Origin of the sequence: Segeticoccus rhizosphaerae (assembly GCF_009192725.1) — a bacterium.
Taxonomy (GTDB): Bacteria; Actinomycetota; Actinomycetes; order Actinomycetales; family Dermatophilaceae; genus Segeticoccus; species Segeticoccus rhizosphaerae.
Map to the genome: position 1 here is coordinate 1 of NZ_VOHR01000053.1, position 16,984 is coordinate 16,984.

Genomic DNA, 16,984 nt, shown 5'->3' on the forward strand with positions numbered 1-16,984 from the left:
CGCCACCGGAGGCGGCCACCTTGGCCGGCGTGCCCGCCGCGACCACCCGCCCACCGTCGTCGCCTGCGCCCGGCCCGAGGTCGATGACCCAGTCCGCGTCCGCGACCACGCCCATGTCGTGCTCCACGATGACGACGGAGCTCCCGGCTGCCACCAGCCCTTGCAGCTGGGCCATCAGCACCTCGACGTCCGCGGGGTGCAGACCGGTCGTCGGTTCGTCCAGCAGGTAGAGGGTGTGGCCCCGACGGGCCCGCTGGAGCTCGGTTGCGAGCTTGATCCGCTGGGCCTCCCCACCGGACAGCTCGGTCGCCGGCTGGCCGAGCCGGAGGTAGCCGAGCCCGATCGCCTGCAGGGTCATCAGGCTCCGGCGGACCGCCGGCACGTCCTCGAAGGCCGCGACCGCGTCGTCGACGCTGAGGGCAAGGACGTCGGCGATGGTCCTGCCCTGCCACCGGATCTCGAGTGTCTCGGGGTTGTACCGCGCCCCGTGGCAGCTCGGGCACGGTGAGTAGGAGCCCGGCAGGAAGAGCAGCTCGACGGCCACGAACCCCTCACCCTGACACGTCGGACAACGACCCGAGGCGACGTTGAACGAGAACCGGCCCACGTCGTACCCGCGGGCCCTGGCCTCGTCGGTCGCGGCGAAGACCTTGCGGACGCCGTCAAACAACCCGGTGTAGGTCGCCAGGTTGGACCGGGGCGTGCGACCGATGGGTTTCTGGTCGACGCGGACCAGCCGCCGCACGGCCTCCAGACCGGTGGCCTCGGTCACCGAGGGATCCCCCGGCCCGGCCACGACGCCCACGTCGACGCCTTCTTCCTCCGGCTCGGCGGGGACGCCCGTCCCGAGGTGGCTCGCGACCACCTCGGCCAGCACCTGGGCGACCAGCGTCGACTTGCCCGAGCCAGACACCCCGGTCACCACGGTCAGCACCCCGAGCGGCAGGTCGAGGTCGACGCCGTGCAGGTTGTGCCGGGTCACTCCCCGCAGCCGCAACCAGCCCTGCGGTTCGCGCACAGCCGGCCGACCCGCGCGCAGCCCACCGTCGAAGAGGAACCTTCGCGTCGCCGAGGTGGCGACGTCCACGAGCCCGGCGACCGGCCCGGCATACAGCACCTCTCCCCCCTGCTCGCCGGCGGCCGGGCCCACGTCGACGACCCAGTCCGCCTGTCTCACCACGTCCATGTCGTGTTCGACGACGAAGAGCGAGTTGCCTGCAGCAACAAGGCGGTCGAGCACCTTCATCAGGGGCTCGGCGTCGGCCGGGTGCAGGCCGGCGGACGGCTCGTCCAGGACGTAGACCACCCCGAACAGGCCCGACCGCAGCTGGGTGGCGAGGCGCAGTCGCTGCAGCTCTCCCGATGACAGCGTCGGGGTGGACCGGTCCATCGCCAGGTAGCCGAGGCCGAGCTCGACGAGCACCTCCAGCCGCGGCACGAGGTCACCGGTCAGCGTCGCCGCCACACTCTCCTCCGCCGCCTGCTCGCCCTCGGCGCGCATCAGCTCCAGCAGGGTCCTCATGGGCAGGGCTGCGAGCGCGTCGATGGGCAGCCCGGCAAAGGTCACTGCGAGCGCGTCCTGGCGTAGCCGCCGCCCTTGGCAGACAGGGCAGTCCACGGTTTCGACGAACTGCAGCGCCCGTCGGCGCGCCGTGGCGCTCTTGGAGTCCGACAGCGTGTGCATCACGTGCCGCTCGGCACTTTGGTAGCGCCCCTCGTAGGGGCGCTGGATCCGCCCGGCCTCCCGGACAGGGTGGACCGTGACGACCGGCTCCTCGTCGGTGAACAGGATCCAGTCACGCTCGGCCTGGGGCAGGTCGCGCCACGGGCGGTCCACGTCGTAACCGAGAGTGTCGAGGATGTCCCGGAAGTTCTTGCCCAGCCACGCGCCGGGCCACGAAGCGATCGCCTTCTCCCGGATGGACAGCGAGGGATCCGGCACCAGCGTCGCCTCGGTGGCGCGGTGCACCCGCCCGAGCCCGTGGCACTCGGGGCAGGCACCGGCGACGGTGTTGGGCGAGAAGCCGTCGGAGTCGATCCGCGGCGCTCCGGGTGGGTAGCTCCCGGCGCGCGAGAGCAGCATCCGCAACGTGTTGGACAGGGTCGTGACCGTGCCGACGCTCGACCGGGTCGTCGGTGCGCCGCGCTGCTGCTGCAGGGCCACGGCAGGCGGCAGGCCGGTGATCTCGTCGACCTTGGGGGCGCCGACCTGGTTGATCAGCCGGCGGGCATAGGGCGCCACGGACTCGAAGTAGCGCCGCTGCGCCTCCGCGTAGATCGTCCCGAACGCCAGCGACGACTTGCCCGAGCCGGACACCCCGGTGAACACCGCGAGGCAGTCGCGCGGCACCGCCACGTCGACCCCCCGGAGGTTGTGCACGTGCGCGCCACGCACCCGGACATAGGGATCCTCCGCCTCATGCTGCACGACCCCGAGCGTAGGGTCACCGACATGGAATACAGGAATCTGGGTCGGAGCGGCCTGCGCATCTCGGAGATCGCCTACGGCAACTGGTTGACGCACGGGTCACAGGTCGAGAAGGACCAGGCGCTCGCCTGCGTGCGGCAGGCGCTCGAGGTCGGCATCTCGACCTTCGACACGGCCGACGTCTACGCGGGCACCAAGGCGGAGTCCGTCCTCGGCGAGGCGCTCAAGGACGAGCGCCGCGAGTCGCTCGAGATCTTCACCAAGGTCTACTTCCCGACCGGTCCCGGAAAGAACGACCACGGCCTGTCGCGCAAGCACATCCTGGAGTCGATCGACGGCTCTCTGCAGCGGCTGGGCACCGACTACGTCGACCTCTACCAGGCCCACCGCTTCGACCACAGCACTCCGCTGGAGGAGACCATGGAGGCCTTCGCGGACGTGGTCCGCCAGGGCAAGGCGCTCTACATCGGTGTCTCGGAGTGGACGGCCGACCAGCTCCGCCGCGGACACGAGCTCGCTCGGGAGCTGCACATCCCCTTCGTCTCGAACCAGCCGCAGTACAACATGCTCTGGCGGGTGATCGAGACTGAGGTGGTGCCGACCAGCGAGGAGCTCGGCATCGGCCAGATCGTCTGGTCCCCCATCGCCCAAGGGGTGCTCACCGGCAAGTACCAGCCCGGCCAGGCGCCGCCCGAGGGTTCGCGCGCCACCGACGACAAGGGCGGTGCGAGCATGATCGAGCAGCTGATGGACGACAAGATCCTGGCGCGGGTGCAGAAGCTGGTGCGGCTGGCCGAGGAGGCCGGACTGACCATGCCGCAGCTCGCGGTCGCCTGGGTGCTGCAGAATCCCAACGTGTCGGCGGCCATCGTCGGGGCCTCCCGCCCCGAGCAGGTCACCGACAACGTCAAGGCAGCCGGGGTGAAGCTCGACGCCGGGCTGATGAAGAAGATCGACAAGGCGCTGAAGCCCGTCGTCCAGACCGATCCTTCGCTGACGCGGTCACCGCAGCGGTCAGAGCTGGAGAAGCGCGACTGAAGCGGCTCGCCGTGGCCAGGCGCGGCATCATCGGGTCGGAGCGGTAACCGGGCGAGGAAGCAATCGCGCCGGGACGCCACCTCGGGCAGTCAGCACCCCAACCCCCTGGGCCGTCGGTTAGCGTGGATGTGCCAAGGCAGGTCCGCTCCGCATGATGGAGGTCCTCGTGTCCGCTCCCGTCCGGCCGCTGATCACGGTCGACGAACTGCACCACCTGATGTCGAGCCCCCGCACGACCCCCACGCTGCTGGACGTGCGGTGGGAGCTGGGTCGCCCCAACGGCCAGTCGGAGTACGAGCAGGAGCACCTGCCCGGAGCGGTCTACATCGATCTGGACAACCAGCTCTCCTCACCCCCCGGCCCGGACGGCAAGGGCGGCCGTCACCCGATGCCCGACAAGAAGCTGTTCGCCTCGGTGATGCAGCACGCCGGCGTGCGCGACGACCGCCCGGTGGTCTGCTACGACGCCCACGACTCGCTGCCGGCCAGCCGCGCCTGGTGGATGCTGCGCTACTACGGCAAGCACGACGTCCAGGTCCTCGACGGGGGTCTCGCCGCCTGGCTCGCCGCCGGTTACCCCACCGAGAGCGGCAGTTTCACGCCGAAGTCGGGCCACTTCACCCCGCACAAGCACGGCCGGCACAAGATCAAGGCCGGGGACGTGCAGCAGTATGCCGACCGCGGCCGACTGCTCGACGCTCGCCCTTCGGACCGGTTCCGCGGGGAGAACGAGACCATCGACAAGGTCGCCGGCCACATCCCTGGGGCGCGGAACGTCCCGGCGGTGGAGAACCTCGAGGACGACGGACGTTTCCTCCCCCCGCGGCAGCTGCGCGAGAGGCTCACCAAGCGGCTAGGGTCCAAGAACGCCAAGACCAACGGTGACGAGCTCGCCATCTACTGCGGGTCGGGCGTGCAGGCCGCCCATCTCGCCCTCGCCCTCGAAGTGGCCGGCATGGCCAAGGACCCGGCGGTCTACGTCGGCTCCTGGAGCGACTGGATCACCAAGCGCGACCGGCCGATCGAGACCTGGGACGACTGACCTCCCACCCCGCTTGTTGCTGGGAGGGGGCGTCACCGGCGACGCCCCCTCCCAGCAACAAGTGTCCTGAGTGGGGTCAGGAGGCGACCGGCCGGCCGTAGCGCACCGCGCTGCGCGCCCGGGCCTTGGCGGCCTCCTCCTCGCGGTTCTTCGGCGGGGCACTGGTCACCAGCGCGTCGAGCAGCTCGGCGGTGGCCGCGGCGACCTGCTGCACCGCGCGCTCGAACGCTGGCGAGTTGGCAGCCGACGGCTTGGCGCTGCCACTCACCTTGCGCACGTACTGCAGGGCGGCGGCATGCACCTCGTCAGGCGTGGCGGGCGGCTCGAAGTTGTGCAGGGTCCGGATGTTGCGACACATGACCTCAGCGTGTCACAGGGCCGCACCCCGCGTCGCCCGGATAGGTCGCTCAGCCGCCGGAGACCGACAGCTCGGCCTGGGCAACCTGCTCCGCCTGCGGCGCGTCGAGCTCGCGCGAGTCGAGCCAGTGCTCGGGCAGCACGACGTGGCGGGAGGATCCGGCGCGGCCCCGCTGTCCCTCGGCAGCCTCACCCGGCCACGGCTGGGTGGGGTCGAGGGTCGCAAGCAGGTCGTCCAGGGCAGCCAGCGAGTCGACCAGGGCGAGCCGGTTGCGCACCGTCGAGCCTGCCGGGAAACCCTTGAGGTACCAGGCGATGTGCTTGCGGATGTCGCGGCAGGCCTTGTGCTCGCTGCCGTGGAACTCGGTGAGGTAGACCGCGTGCCGCCGCAGGGTCTCGGCCACCTCCCCCAACCGCGGGGTGACCCTGGCGTCGCTGCCGGCGAAGGCCGCGGCAAGGTCGGTGAACAACCAGGGGCGTCCCAGGCAGCCGCGCCCCACCACGACGCCGTCGCAACCGGTTTCGCGCACCATCGCCAACGCATCCTCGGCCGACCAGATGTCCCCGTTACCGAGGACCGGCACGGACGTCACGACGTTCTTCAGTCCGCGGATCGCCTGCCAGTCGGCGGTGCCGGAGTAGGCCTGCGAGGCAGTGCGCGCGTGCAGCGCCACGGCTGCCACGCCCTCCCCCTCGGCGATGCGACCGGCCTCGAGGTAGGTCAGGTGGTCGGAGTCGATGCCCTTGCGCATCTTGACGGTGACCGGCACGTCATACGGCGCAGCCTCCTTCACCGCGCTGCTGACGATGGCGCGGAACAGGTCGGTCTTCCACGGCAAGGCCGCTCCCCCACCCTTGCGCGTCACCTTCGGCACGGGGCAGCCGAAGTTGAGGTCGATGTGGTCGGCGCGGTCCTCGGTGACCACCATCCGCACGGCCTGGGCGACGGTGGCGGGATCGACGCCGTAGAGCTGGATCGAGCGCGGGCTCTCGTCGGGGTCGTGCTCGATCAGCTGCATCGAGATCGGTGTGCGCTCCACCAGGGCGCGTGAGGTGATCATCTCGCTGACGTAGAGCGACGTGGCCCCGCTCGCGCCGCCGGCAGCCAGCCCGGCATCGCCGTACTGCCGGCACAGCCGACGGAACGCGCGGTTGGTGATGCCGGCCATCGGCGCCAGCACCACCGGCGACTCGATGGTGTGTCGGCCGATCTGGAGAGGGGGAAGGACTGCGGTCATGGTCCCCCGATTGTGTCAGAGCGTCAGGTGCGTCGCCGCGGGCACGTATGCCGTGCCCCGCCCGTGCCCGCTGCTTCGACGGAGGCGATCAGGAGAAGGCGTCGAGGACGCGCCGGGCCTCCTTCGCCGCCTGTCGGGCATCCTCGAGCGCCTCGTCCTCGGCCTCCTGCTCCGTCTCTGCCTCGCTCAGCTCTCCCTCGAGCTCCTCCAGGTCGTGCTCTCGGGACGCCAGCTGGCGCCGCAGCTCCTCGAGCTGCTCCACCAGCTCGAGATTGCGTGCCGACAGCTCCTCCACCCGCTGCCGGGCCTCGCGGGCGGACGACTCGGCCTCCTCCAGGTCGGCGGCCGCCTCGCGAGCTCGCTCCTGCGCCTCCTCCCGGGCACGGGTGTCGTCCGGCACCACGGAAAGCTCGGGTCTGGACGGTGTCGCCGGACGCGCGGTGCCTGAGCGCTTCGAGGCCATCGCCGAGGTCACGTCCACCGCGCCGAAGCCGGTGGCCTCGAGCGGTTTGGTCAGCTGTCCGGCGCGGACCGCGTCGGCCGCGCCCTGGTCCACCATCGCGGCGTGCAGCGTCGACTCGACCTGCTCAGCGACCGTCGCGCTCACCGGGTTGCCGAGCTCGGCCGCGAGAGCTCGAGCGGTGCGAGTGATCGCGGCCGTGAGCTTGCGCCGTTGGGTCGTGAGCTCACGCATCTGGCCGGCGTCGAGGTTCTCCTGCGCGTCGCGCAAGGCGGCGCCCAGAGTCAGGACCTGCTCGATCTCCTCGGTCCGGTGGCGCGCCAGCATGTTGACCACCCAGGCGCCCGCGGCGGGTTTGGGCAGCGTGGTGATGGCCTTGGCGAGATCAGGCTCCCCGGCGACCTTCGCCTCCTTGGCCCGCGCGCCACGGGTCGAGATGAAGTCGCCGGGCAGCACGCCGTAGAGCTCGTCGGCCACGTCCTGCAGGTCCACGGTGCTCCCTCGTCGCGGGCGTCCTGTCCCCGGTGCCCGTGATTCTCGCAGGCTCGTGCCCACCCTGCCTCGTGCGGAGGTGGCGGATCAGAGCCAGCCGTTGCTCTCGGCGATGCGGACCGCCTCGGCACGGGTGCGCGCCCCCGTCTTGCCGATCGCGGAGGACAGGTGGTTGCGGATGGTTCCCTCCGACAGGTAGAGCCGGCCCGCCATGGCCGACACGGTCGAGCCGTCGCGCGCAGCCCGCAGGACGTCGGACTCCCTTGCGGTCAAGGGCGACTCACCCGAGACGAGGCTGTCTGCAGCCAGCGACGGGTCCACGACACGGAGGCCGGAGTGGACCCGTCGCACCGCGTCGGCGAGCTGGCGCGCCGGCGTGTCCTTGACCACGAACCCCGAGGCGCCCGCCTGCACGGCCTTGCGCAGGTATCCCGGTCGGCCGAAGGTCGTCACGATGAGGACCTTGATGTCGGGCAGTTCGTGCCTCAGGGCCGCGGTGGCGGCAATCCCGTCCAGTCCGGGCATCTCGACGTCAAGCAGGGCGACGTCCGGGTTGTTCTCGCGGGCCGCGTCGACCACCTCGTCCCCGCGTCCGACCTCGGCGACGACGCAGAGGTCGGACTCCAGGTCGAGCAGTGCGGCCAGGGCGCCTCGCACCAGCGCCTGGTCGTCGGCGAGCAGGAGGCGGATGCTCACGAGGTGCGCGCCTTGCGGCCGAGGATCGGCAGGCTCGCAGATCGCTCTGGCGTCGTGCCGTCCGCGGTCGACTCCACACGATGGTCGGAGGGCCCGGGCGTCGTGACGACCAGCTCGAACCCGTGCGGTGACAGGTCACGAGAGACCAGCACGGCGCCCACGTCGGACGCACGTTCGCGCGCACCGGCCAGGCCGTTGCCCTGGCCGGGTGCCTCGCCACGACCGCGCCCGTCGTCGCGGATCGTGATCCCGCTCTCGTCCAGGGTGATGGAACAGTGCTCCGCCCCGCTGTGCCGAATGACGTTGGTCACGCCCTCGCGCACGACCCAGGCGAACAGCTCACGCAGGTCGCTCGGCACCGCATCGGTCGCGTTGGGCAACGTGGCGTGGATCCCGGCCGCGTCAAGTGCCTCCCGCGCGCGTGCCAGCTCACCGGCGAGCGAGATCTCGCGGTATCCCTCCACCGCCCGACGCACGTCGGCGAGCGCGTCACGGGAGAGTCGCTCGAGATCCGCGATCTCGGCCTTGGCCCGGTCCGGGGCATCGTCCATCAGCCGTCCGGCGAGCTCGGCCTTGACGGTGATGACGGTGAGCGAGTGACCGAGGATGTCGTGCAGGTCGCGCGCCATCCGGTTGCGCTCGTCCTGCACCGCGAGGCGCGCGTTCTCCTGCCTGACGCTGGACAGGTCACGCTCCCGCGCGGCCGCCATGATCCCTCCGGTCATGGCCGCCATGGCAAGCAGGATGGCGAAGCTGGTGCCGGGGTCGAAGGTCCAGCTCTCGAAACCCGCCGCCAGCCCGTTGTCCAACGCGATCAGGCCGATCGCGACCAGCCACGCGGTGCGGCGCTGGAAGGTCCACATGCCCGTCACCGCGAGGAAGACCCAGGTCGTACTGCCCGGCTGTCCCACCGTCACCGTGCAGGCGACCGCCAAGAGCGCCAGGACGGTGTAGTTGATCACGCCGGCGGTGCTGGGGCGACGTGGTTCCCCCCAGCTCCACCCCCGGTGCGCGTGCAGGAAGTAGAGCAGGTAGACGGCGGCGAACGCCACCGTGGACAGGACACCAAGGATGCGCTGGAGCGGATGCTCGGCGGCCCAAGCCGACTGCACCGGTTGGATGAGGAAGACCAACCAGATGCCGGCGTAGAACAGGCTGATGAACGCGCCACGACTGTTACCCGTCATGCCTCGTGCTGCGGCCATGCCGAAGGGCGGACCAGGCCCTTCCGAACTACTCATGTCGGGGTCCCCGCGAAGTATCGGAGCGAAGCGGAGAACTTCGTGGGGTGGCTCATGTCGGGGTCCCCGCGAAGTATCGGAGCGAAGCGGAGAACTTCGTGGGGTGACTCATGTCGCCAGCCTCTCAGATGTGCATGTGTGCCGAAACTGGACAGGGGCACGGGAGGCTCGCTCCCGCACCCCTCATCGAGGCGTCAGACCCGCGCGGTGTCCTTTCGGAAGCGCCAGGCGGCACCGGCCACGAAGATCGCAAGCCACGCCGCCACGTTCACCCAGGCCCAGTTGTCGACGCCGCCGGATACCGGGGCGTGCACCAGCTCGTTGAGCCCCCAGATGGGGGTGAACTGCGCCACCGTCTGGTACCAGCCCGGCATCGCGGTCAGGTCGACGAACAGCCCACCGGCGAACGCGAAGATCACGAGGGCGAACGACTGCACCTGCATGACGTTCTCCGTCGGCAAGAGGTAGCCCATGAAGAGCCCGAACGCCGCGAACATCAGCGAGCCGATCCACACGGCGAACGCGGTGAGGATCCACTGTGCCAGCGGCATGTTCGCCTGACTCGTGATCAGGCCCACGACGTAGACCGCGAGCACCGAGGCGGCCCCCAGCGTCATCGCGGCCAGCATCTTCACGGCGATATAGGCCACCGGCGACAACGGCGTGAGTCGCAACTGCCGGCTCCAGCCCTGGGAACGCTCGATCGAGACCATCGCGCCGCCGCTGCTCGTCGCCAGGACCGCCCCGTAGAGAGCCATGCTGATCAGGATGTAGGCACTGACATTGCCGTGCGACCCGGCGCCGAGGCTCTGCTTGCCGGCGGGGATGGTCATGCCGAAGATCAGGTAGAAGACGACCGGCATGATCATCGTGAAGATCATCGTGCGCCGGTTGCGCAGCAGCCGCCGGACCTCGAGCTTCAGCATGGTGAGGTTGAACCCGCCGAGACCGGGCACGGGCCGCGACATCAGGTCGGGCTGCTGGGGCATGGCGGTGGTGCTCATCGGGTCTCTTCCGTGGTCTTGTCGTCGCCGGTCAGGGCGATGAAGGCTTCCTCGAGTCCGCGTGCCGTGATCTCGAGGTCGTGCGCGTTGGTGGTGGTCAGCAGGTGGTGGGCCACCTTGTCGGAGTCGCCGGAGTGGACCAGGACGGTGTCGCCCCGGATCTCGATGGAGTCGGCACCCGGTATGCTGCGCAAGGTCGCCTCGTCCGCGCCCGGCAGGGTGGCCCGCACCGTCCGCCCGGAGGCGAGGCTCTTGATCTGGCCGGCAGTCCCATCCGCCACGATCTCGCCCCTGCGCACCAGGATGATGCGGTCGGCGTAGGCGTCGGCTTCCTCGAGGTAGTGCGTGGCGAAGACGACGGTCCGACCCTGCTGCGCGTCCGCCCGGATCGCCTTCCAGAACTCCCGGCGTCCCTCGACGTCCATGCCGGTGGTGGGCTCGTCCAGCAGGATCAGAGCAGGGTCCGAGAGCAGCGCCAGCGCGAACCGGAGCCGTTGCTTCTCGCCGCCGGAGCACTTGCCGACCCGTCGGTCCGCGAGCTCGGTGATGCCGGCTCGCGCCAGGACCTCCTCGACCGGCCTGGTGTTCGAGAAGAGGCTCGCGGTGAAACGGCAGGTCTCCTCAACCGTGTAGTCCGAGAGCAGCCCGCCGGTCTGCATCACGGCCGATACGAGGCCGCGCCGGATGGCCAGATGCGGTGCCATCCCGAAGATCTCGGAACTGCCCTCGTCGGGCTGCGACAACCCCAGGATCATGTCGATGGTGGTGGTCTTGCCCGCGCCGTTGGGCCCGAGGAACGCGACGATCTCTCCCGATCTGATCGTCAGGTCGATGCCTTTGACGGCGTGGACGTCGCCGAACCGCTTGTGCGCGCCCCGGAGGTCGATCGCGAGCGGCGTGCCGCCCGCGATTGACCTCCGGGGGCGCTGCACGGCATACGTGTCATTCGTTGTCATGCCCCAAGCATGGGTTCGCCGGCGCCGCGGAGCCTCACACTCGCGTCACGATCGGCCCATGACAGATGTCACGCGCGCGGCCACCTGCGCGCGGGGTCAGCAGCCGAGCAGTCGTGTGGCGAGGTAGGACTCGACCTGGTCGAGGCCAATCCGCTCCTGCGCCATGCTGTCCCGCTCGCGCACGGTCACGGCCTGGTCCTCGAGCGTGTCGAAGTCGACGGTGATGCAGTAGGGCGTGCCGATCTCGTCCTGCCGACGGTAGCGGCGGCCGATCGCCCCCGCGTCATCGAAGTCGACCATCCAGTTCTGCCGCAGCCGGGCCGCGAGGTCACGGGCCTTGGGTGTCAGGTCGGCGCCCCGCGAGAGCGGCAACACGGCGGCCTTGATCGGCGCGAGCCGGCGGTCGAGTCGCAGGACCACCCGCTTGTCCACGCCGCCCTTGGTGTTGGGCGCCTCGTCTTCGGAGTAGGCGTCGACCAGGAAGGTCATCAGCGAGCGCGACAGTCCGGCCGCGGGCTCGATGACGTATGGCGTGTAGCGCTCGCCGGACTGCTGGTCGAAGTAGGACAGGTCGACGCCGGAGTGCTTGGTGTGGGTGCTCAGGTCGAAGTCGGTGCGGTTGGCGATACCCTCGAGCTCGCCCCATTCGCTGCCCTGGAAGCCGAACCGGTACTCGATGTCGACGGTGCGCGTCGAGTAGTGCGACAGCTTGTCCTTGGGGTGTTCGTAGTGCCGCAGGTTGTCCTTGTTGATGCCGAGGTCGACGTACCAGCGCGTGCGCTCGTCGATCCAGTACTGGTGCCACTTCTCGTCGGTGCCGGGCTCGACGAAGTACTCCATCTCCATCTGCTCGAACTCACGCGTCCGGAAGATGAAGTTGCCCGGCGTGATCTCGTTGCGGAAGCTCTTGCCGGTCTGGGCGATGCCGAACGGCGGCTTCTTGCGCGAGGCGTTCATCACGTTGAGGAAGTTGATGAAGATCCCCTGGGCCGTCTCGGGCCGCAGGTAGGCCAGTCCGGACTCGTCCTCGAGGACCCCGAGATAGGTCTTGAGCATCATGTTGAACTCGCGCGGCTCGGTCCACGCGCCCTTGGTGCCGCAGTTGGGGCAGACGAGATCGGCGAGGGCCACCGAGTCGGGGTCGACCTGCTTGCCCTTCTTGGCCGCCTTGGCCGCGACCCCCTCCTGCAGGTGGTCCATGCGGAAGCGCTTGTGGCAGCTGTGGCACTCGATGAGCGGGTCGCTGAAGCCGCCGACGTGGCCGCTGGCCACCCAGGTCTCGCGCGGCAGGATCACCGAGGAGTCGAGGCCGACGACGTCGTCGCGGCCCTGCACCATCGACTTCCACCACTGCCGCTTGATGTTGTCCTTGAGCGCGACGCCGAGCGGGCCGTAATCCCAAGCGGATCGGGTGCCGCCGTAGATCTCCCCGCAGGGGAAGACGAAGCCCCTGCGCTTGCAGAGGCTGACGACGGTGTCGACGGTTGAGGGAGCAGCCATGTGGCCAAGGCTATCGGTCCCGAGCAGGTGCTCCCGACCGCGCTCGCGTACCCTTGAGGGGTGTCCACCAGCATGCGCACCTCCATCGAGCGAGCCAGTCTGCCCGCGCTGACGCGCCTGTCCAGCCTGCCTCGTGTCGTCCCCTTCCTGTCGATGCTCGTCCTGCTCGTCGCGGGCGCCCTGGTCGGCGGCCCGATCGGCTTCGTCCTCATGGGGCTCGCGACCCTGGCCGTCGCCTGGCTGCTCTACCTCTCCTGGCCGCGCCTGACCTCGAGCGAGCGGATGATGCGTGGCGCCGTCGTACTGCTCGCCGCGGCCCTGGCGGTCGTGCAGCTCTTCCCCCAGACCTGACGGTCCCGGCCGGGTGCCCACCCGGCATACCGTTTGAAGTTGACAATCATTCTCATTTAAGCGCAGGATCGGCGTATGCCGCGACGCCTCCTCGCCCTCTGCGCCTGCCTGACGTTCAGCGCGTCACTGACTGCCTGCGGGAGCTCGTCGAGCGACACCTCGGGGCGCCTCGACGTGGTCGCGGCGTTCTATCCGCTGCAATTCGCGACCGAGCAGATCGGCGGTGACCAGGTGGCCGTCACCGGGCTGACCAAGCCGGGCGCGGAGCCGCACGAGCTCGAGCTGACGCCCAAGGACGTCGCCGAGGTCAGCAAGGCGGACCTGGTGGTCTTCGAGCACGGGTTGCAGCCCGCGGTCGACCAAGCGGTCGAGAACGAGGCACCCGACACCTCCCTCGACGTCGCCCCGGCAGCCAAGCTCGACCTGGCGCTGCAGCCCGCGGTCGGAGACGACCACGGCGCCGAGGTGGAGGAGCATGAGAGCGGCGAGGGGCACGAGCAGGAAGCCGGGGCCACGGACCCGCACTTCTGGCTCGACCCACTGCGCTATCGCGACGTCAGCCGCGCCATCGCCGACCGGCTGTCGACCGTGGACCCGACGCACGAGGCCGACTACCGGGCGCGGGCCAAGGCGTTCGAGGCCAGGCTGACCAAGCTCGACCGGGCCTTCGCCACCGGACTCGCCCACTGCGAACGGCCTGAGATCGTCACCAGCCACAGCGCGTTCGGCTACCTGGCGCAGCGCTACCACCTCGACCAGGTCGGCATCACGGGGCTGTCCCCCGATGCGGAGCCCGACCCGTCACAGATCGCCGCCGTGGCTCGCTACGTCAAGGACCACGACGTGACCACGATCTACGCCGAGACGCTCGTCAGCCCGGCGACCGCGGACACCATCGCGCAGGAAACGGGGGCCACGGTCAAGGTGCTCGACCCGATCGAGGGGATCACCGACAAGTCGGCGGGGAGCAACTACTTTGAGATCATGCGCTCCAACCTCGCGACGCTGGAGTCCGGACAGGGGTGCTCCACGTGACCACGGGAGCCGCGAGCGGGCCTGGTCGTGAGCCGATTCTCTCGCTGCGATCGGCGGTGTTCGGCTATGCCGACCGGGCGGTGGTCGCCGATGTCACCCTCGACGTGCGACAGGGCGAGGTGGTCGCGCTGCTCGGGCCCAACGGCTCCGGCAAGTCGACCCTCGTCAAGGGCCTGCTCGGACTCAACAGCCACCTCGGCGGCGAGGTGGAGCTGTTCGGCACGCCGATGCGCCAGTTCCGCGACTTCACCCGGCTCGGCTACGTGCCGCAGCGGCACACCCTGTCGGCGTCGGTGCGCGCGACGGTCACCGAGATCGTCGCCATCGGGCGTCTGCCCCACCAGTCGTGGTGGGGTCGGCCGGGCCGGACCGACCAACGGCTGATCGACCGGGCGCTCGACCTGGTCGGGCTCGAGGACCGCGCCCGCGAGGACGTCTCGACCCTGTCCGGGGGGCAGCAGCGACGGGTCCTGATCGCTCGGGCGCTCGCGGCCGAGCCGGACGTGCTGATCATGGACGAGCCGACCGCGGGTGTCGACGCCGCGAGCCAGCAGGTGCTCGCGGAGGTCCTCGCCCGGCTCGCCGCCCAGGGCACCACCATGCTGATCGTCACGCACGAGCTCGAGGCGCTGCGCGACATCGTCAGCCGCATCGTCCTGGTCGGTGAGGGCCATCTGCGGTTCGACGGGACGCCTGCCGACTTCGTCCTGGCCCAGCGGCGGCAGCAGGACCTGATCCTGGCGCACGAGCACCACCACCACGACGACGACTCCGACGTGTCGCAGGCGCCCGGGGTCCTGTCGACCCCGCACGGTCCGCTGGAGCAGCCCGCCCAGAAGCGGGGAGTCGAGTCGTGAACACCCTGACCACGCTGACCACCCTCGGGGGACTTCCGGAGCTGCTCGACTACGACTTCATGCGCCGGGCACTGCTGGCGGCGTTGCTGGTCGGCATCGCGGCGCCGATGGTGGGCGTCTTCCTGGTGCAACGGCGGCTCTCGCTGATCGGCGACGGGATGGGGCACGTCGCCCTCGCCGGTGTCGCGGTCGGCGTCTTCACCGACACGGCACCCGTGCTGACCGCGCTCGTGGCGGCCGTGCTCGCGGCCGTGCTGATCGAGCTGATCCGGGCGCGCGGGCGCACGAGTGGGGACGTGGCCCTCGCGGTGATGTTCTACGGCGGCATCGCCCTCGGCGTGGTGATCATCAGCAAGTCCACGAGCAGCACCCCGGCCAACCTCACGGCATACCTCTTCGGTGCGATCACGACCACGAGCAACGGTGACCTGTGGGTCTTCGCCGTGCTGGCCGTCGTCGTGGTCGCGACAACCTGGCTGCTGCGGCCGCGGTTCTTCGCGGTCGCCAACGACGAGGAGTATGCGCGGGCCACCGGCATGCACGTCACGGCGCTCAACCTGGTGCTGGCCATCCTCACCGCGGTCACCGTGGTGGTGTCGATGCGGATCGTCGGGCTGCTGCTGATCAGCGCGCTGATGATCGTGCCCAACGCCGCCGCTCAGCTGCTCGCGGGCAGCTTCCGGACAGCCATCCGGTATGCCGTGGCGATCGGCGTGATCTCCAGCGTCGGCGGAGTGACCGGCTCCTTCTACGCCGAGACCCCGTCGGGAGGCACCATCGTCATCGTCGCCATCGGCATCTTCCTGCTGGCCTCGATCGGCACGAGTGTCCGCGCCCGAGTGGTGTCGCGGCGCCACCAGCGGGCCGAGCACCACCCGCACGAGCACGGCCTCGGCTGTGGGCACCCAGCCGTCGCCCACGGGGACCACGTGGACTACCTGCACGACGGGCACCGGCACGCACCCCACGCCGGGCACTACGACGAGCACGACCCGCGGGTGCACGCGCAGACCGCCGACGAGTCGGAGACGGCGGCCGAGACGACGGCCGAGACGAGGAGCAGCTGAGGCAGATGGCGCAGAACCGGCGACGACCGACCCGGCAGCGCACCGCCGTCCAGGCGCTGCTGGAGCAGACCGACGACTTCAGCTCCGCGCAGGAGCTGCACGCCCGGCTGCGGGCGTCCGGCGACGCGGTCGGGCTCGCCACCGTCTACCGCACGCTGCAGGCGATGGCGGCCGACGGTGACGTGGACGTGCTGCGGACCGATGACGGCGAGGCCGCCTACCGGCAGTGCAGCACCGGCCACCACCACCACCTGGTCTGCCGGACCTGCGGCGCGACGGTCGAGGTCGAGGGGCCGGCCGTGGAGAAGTGGAGCGAGCGGGTCGCCACGGAGCACGGTTTCACCGACGTGCACCACACGCTGGAGATCTTCGGCACCTGCGCCGACTGCGCACGCGCCGCCCGCTCCTCCTGACGCCTGCGATCAGGAGGGCCGGGAGGCGGAGTCGATCGCGCCGCCGTAGCGACGGTCGCGGTCGGCGTAGATCTGGATCGCCCGCCACAGGTCGCGCCGGTCGAAGTCGGGCCAGAGCGTGTCGAGGAAGACCATCTCGGCATAGGCCGACTGCCAGAGCAGGAAGTTGCTGGTGCGCTGCTCCCCCGAGGAACGCACGAACAGGTCGACGTCGGGCATCTCCGGGTCGTCCAGGTGGCGGGCGATGGTGCGCTCGTCGATCGAGCGCGGGCTGAGCTGGCCCGCCTTGACCAGTTCCGCGATCCGCCTCGTGGCGTCGACGATCTCGGCCCGGCCGCCGTAGTTGACGCACATGTTCAGCGTGATCACGTCGTTGTGCCGGGTCATCTCCTCGGCCGCCTCGAGCTCCTTGATCACCGAGCGCCACAGGCGCGGCCGCCGCCCCATCCAGCGCACCCGCACCCCCCATGAGCTCATCACGTCGCGCCGACGCCGGATCACGTCGCGGTTGAACCGCATCAGGAAGCGCACCTCCTCCGGTGAGCGCTTCCAGTTCTCGGTGGAGAACGCGTAGGCCGAGATGTGCTTGACCCCGATCTCGATCGCACCGGCGACCACGTCGAGCAGCGACGACTCGCCCGCCTCGTGACCCTTGGTCCGGGGCAGGCCCCGGGCGTTGGCCCACCGGCCGTTTCCGTCCATCACCACGGCCACGTGCCGCGGCACCAGCGCGGCGGGGATGGCGGGCGGTCGGGCCCCGGACGGGTGAGGGGCCGGCGGCCGGGGCGCCCGCGAAGTATCGGAGCGCA

17 protein-coding genes are annotated in these 16,984 nt (G+C 70.2%); 7 read left to right on the plus strand and 10 right to left on the minus strand.

Annotated elements, in window-relative coordinates; genetic code table 11:
* On the minus strand, positions 1-2,428 hold a 2,428-nt coding region (locus FRW57_RS06735; protein ID WP_152185626.1), incomplete at its 3' end, for an excinuclease ABC subunit UvrA.
* 24 nt (positions 2,429-2,452) lie between these two features.
* Between FRW57_RS06735 and FRW57_RS06740 the strand changes: the two genes are divergently transcribed.
* Positions 2,453-3,466 (plus strand): aldo/keto reductase family protein, encoded by a 1,014-nt coding sequence (locus FRW57_RS06740; RefSeq protein ID WP_152185627.1) that lies wholly within the window; start codon positions 2,453-2,455, stop codon positions 3,464-3,466.
* Positions 3,467-3,632: 166 nt separating this feature from the next.
* A complete protein-coding gene (locus FRW57_RS06745; RefSeq protein ID WP_238999344.1) occupies positions 3,633-4,508 on the plus strand; it encodes a sulfurtransferase in 876 nt (291 codons plus the stop codon).
* A 76-nt stretch (positions 4,509-4,584) separates the two neighbouring features.
* Here FRW57_RS06745 and FRW57_RS06750 read toward each other — a convergent pair whose 3' ends face one another.
* The 8 genes from FRW57_RS06750 to FRW57_RS06785 form a co-directional block, all read right to left on the minus strand.
* Positions 4,585-4,866: a DUF2277 domain-containing protein gene (locus FRW57_RS06750; protein ID WP_152185628.1), complete on the minus strand. Its 282-nt coding sequence runs from the start codon at positions 4,864-4,866 to the stop codon at positions 4,585-4,587.
* A 49-nt stretch (positions 4,867-4,915) separates the two neighbouring features.
* The gene (gene dusB / locus FRW57_RS06755; RefSeq protein WP_152185629.1) at positions 4,916-6,103 is read right to left on the minus strand and encodes a tRNA dihydrouridine synthase DusB; all 1,188 of its coding nucleotides are present in this window, start codon (positions 6,101-6,103) and stop codon (positions 4,916-4,918) included.
* 88 nt (positions 6,104-6,191) lie between these two features.
* Positions 6,192-7,055 carry a hypothetical protein gene (locus tag FRW57_RS06760; protein WP_152185630.1) on the minus strand — a complete coding sequence of 288 codons (864 nt, stop codon included), beginning with the start codon at positions 7,053-7,055 and terminating at the stop codon, positions 6,192-6,194.
* Between the two features lie 87 nt (positions 7,056-7,142).
* Entirely contained in the window at positions 7,143-7,751 is a 609-nt protein-coding gene (locus FRW57_RS06765; protein ID WP_137121682.1) for a response regulator transcription factor, read from the minus strand.
* Positions 7,748-8,938 (minus strand): sensor histidine kinase, encoded by a 1,191-nt coding sequence (locus FRW57_RS06770; RefSeq protein ID WP_203230234.1) that lies wholly within the window; start codon positions 8,936-8,938, stop codon positions 7,748-7,750. The genes FRW57_RS06765 and FRW57_RS06770 overlap by 4 nt, the downstream gene beginning before the upstream one ends.
* A gap of 248 nt (positions 8,939-9,186) precedes the next feature.
* Positions 9,187-9,996 carry an ABC transporter permease gene (locus FRW57_RS06775; RefSeq protein ID WP_238999346.1) on the minus strand — a complete coding sequence of 270 codons (810 nt, stop codon included), beginning with the start codon at positions 9,994-9,996 and terminating at the stop codon, positions 9,187-9,189.
* Entirely contained in the window at positions 9,993-10,952 is a 960-nt protein-coding gene (locus FRW57_RS06780; protein WP_152185631.1) for an ABC transporter ATP-binding protein, read from the minus strand. The genes FRW57_RS06775 and FRW57_RS06780 overlap by 4 nt, the downstream gene beginning before the upstream one ends.
* A 96-nt stretch (positions 10,953-11,048) precedes the next feature.
* Complete coding sequence (locus FRW57_RS06785) at positions 11,049-12,452, minus strand: glycine--tRNA ligase (RefSeq protein ID WP_137121680.1); 1,404 nt, start codon at positions 12,450-12,452, stop codon at positions 11,049-11,051.
* Between the two features lie 60 nt (positions 12,453-12,512).
* Here FRW57_RS06785 and FRW57_RS06790 point away from each other — a divergent pair, with 60 nt between their 5' ends.
* The 5 genes from FRW57_RS06790 to FRW57_RS06810 all read left to right on the plus strand — a co-directional run bounded on the left by FRW57_RS06790 (position 12,513) and on the right by FRW57_RS06810 (position 16,175).
* Positions 12,513-12,803 (plus strand): DUF6703 family protein, encoded by a 291-nt coding sequence (locus tag FRW57_RS06790; RefSeq protein WP_238384685.1) that lies wholly within the window; start codon positions 12,513-12,515, stop codon positions 12,801-12,803.
* A 75-nt stretch (positions 12,804-12,878) separates the two neighbouring features.
* A complete protein-coding gene (locus tag FRW57_RS06795) occupies positions 12,879-13,838 on the plus strand; it encodes a metal ABC transporter substrate-binding protein (protein ID WP_137121679.1) in 960 nt (319 codons plus the stop codon).
* Positions 13,835-14,695 carry a metal ABC transporter ATP-binding protein gene (locus tag FRW57_RS06800; protein ID WP_238999348.1) on the plus strand — a complete coding sequence of 287 codons (861 nt, stop codon included), beginning with the start codon at positions 13,835-13,837 and terminating at the stop codon, positions 14,693-14,695. Before FRW57_RS06795 ends, FRW57_RS06800 begins: the two co-directional genes overlap by 4 nt.
* 59 nt (positions 14,696-14,754) lie before the next feature.
* Positions 14,755-15,762, plus strand: a complete 1,008-nt coding sequence (locus FRW57_RS06805) for a metal ABC transporter permease (protein ID WP_137121706.1) — start codon at positions 14,755-14,757, stop codon at positions 15,760-15,762.
* Positions 15,763-15,767: 5 nt separating this feature from the next.
* The gene (locus FRW57_RS06810; RefSeq protein WP_137121678.1) at positions 15,768-16,175 is read left to right on the plus strand and encodes a Fur family transcriptional regulator; all 408 of its coding nucleotides are present in this window, start codon (positions 15,768-15,770) and stop codon (positions 16,173-16,175) included.
* 9 nt (positions 16,176-16,184) lie between these two features.
* Here FRW57_RS06810 and FRW57_RS06815 read toward each other — a convergent pair.
* Positions 16,185-16,984, minus strand: an 800-nt coding sequence (locus tag FRW57_RS06815) for an isoprenyl transferase (RefSeq protein ID WP_238999350.1), incomplete at its 5' end; no start/stop codon positions are given.